The 1299-nt window shown below is 77.5% G+C and carries 1 protein-coding gene; it reads right to left on the bottom strand.

Going from position 1 to position 1299, the window contains the following annotated elements; translation table 11 throughout:
- Positions 1-59 precede the first annotated feature (59 nt).
- Complete coding sequence (locus WN71_RS32125; RefSeq protein WP_071369901.1) at positions 60-1178, bottom strand: FAD-dependent oxidoreductase; 1119 nt, start codon at positions 1176-1178, stop codon at positions 60-62.
- Positions 1179-1299 lie beyond the last annotated feature (121 nt).

The following is a 1299-nucleotide window of genomic DNA, read 5'->3' as shown; positions in this document are numbered from 1 at the left end:
CGCGGCGGAGCCGCACATGGACACTGCCCCGCGCGCCTTGGGCGCTCGGTGTGGGGTGGTCAGGTGGTGGCTGGGTTGGTGGGGCGGATCGGGTCGAGGAGGGCCAGGGCGTGGCGGGCTGCCTCGCGGCCGATCGGGAGCGCCGCGCCGGTCGCGGGCGACGGCGTGTTCAGGACGTGCACCGCGCGGGCGCCCTGGCGGATCAGCAGGTCGTCGGCCGGGGTCCCGTCGCGCAGGACCGCCCGGGTCCGCGCGCCCCATCCGGCCGGTGCCAGGTCGTCCTCGTCGAGCGACGGCAGCAGCCCGCGCACCGCGTCGGCGAACGCCCGCGGGGACGGCGCCCGGCGCGGCTCCCCGACGGCCGCCGTGTACGCGGCGGCCCACACGCCTCCGTCGACGCCCCGGGCCAGCTGGACGCCCGGGAAGGGCACCTCGGGATCCGGTACCGCCGACACCACGCCCCGCACCCGGCCGCCCCGCTCCGCCGTCCGGTACTCCCCGCGGTAGGGCACGATCCGCACGCCGGGCTCGTCGCCGGTCAGCCGCGCGACATGATCGCCGCGCGTGCCGGCGCAGTTCACCAGTACGGCCGCCCGCACCTCGGCACCGGCGGCGGTCCGCACGGTGACGCCCTGCCCGGGACGGCGGTCGACGCGCACCACGCGCGCGCCGTGGCGCAGCTCCGCGCCCGACGCCTCGGCCAGCCGGCCGGTGAGCGCCGCGAGGTCGCACACCGCGGTCGTCGCCACGTGTATCGCGGCGAGGCCGCGCACCTCCGGCTCGTGCTCGGCGATCTGTACGGCGCCCAGCTCGCGCACCGGGACGCCGTTCGCCCGGCCGCGCTGGACCAGGGCGTGCAGCCGCGGCAGCTCGGCGCGCCGGGTCGCGACGATCAGCTCGCCGGTCACCTCGTGGGCGATGCCCTGCTCCGCGCAGAACGCGGCCGTCTCGGCGGCGCCGCGCACCGCGCACCGCGCCATGAGGGAGCCGGGCCGGTGGTGGATCCCGCTGTCGACGACCCCGCCGACTCGTGCGGCCCGTCGGATGGGCCGGTCCTCCTTGTCGAGCACGGTGACGCGCACGCCGGGCGCGCTGCGCGTGATCGCGTACGCCGTGGCCAGTCCGACCACGCCCGCACCGATCACCAGCACATCGCAGTCCGCCCCGCCTTCTCGCATGTGCACCACCTCCGACCCCGATAGTGCACTGCACCACTGACATCCCCTTCAAACCCACCCGGGTGTCGCCCCGAAAAGGGGCGCGGGGCCGTGTCCATGTGCGGCTCCGCCGCGTGTGCGC

It is taken from the genome of Streptomyces mangrovisoli (genome assembly GCF_000974985.2).
Classification (GTDB): Bacteria; Actinomycetota; Actinomycetes; order Streptomycetales; family Streptomycetaceae; genus Streptomyces; species Streptomyces mangrovisoli.
This window is presented reverse-complemented; position numbering and strand designations above follow the sequence as displayed.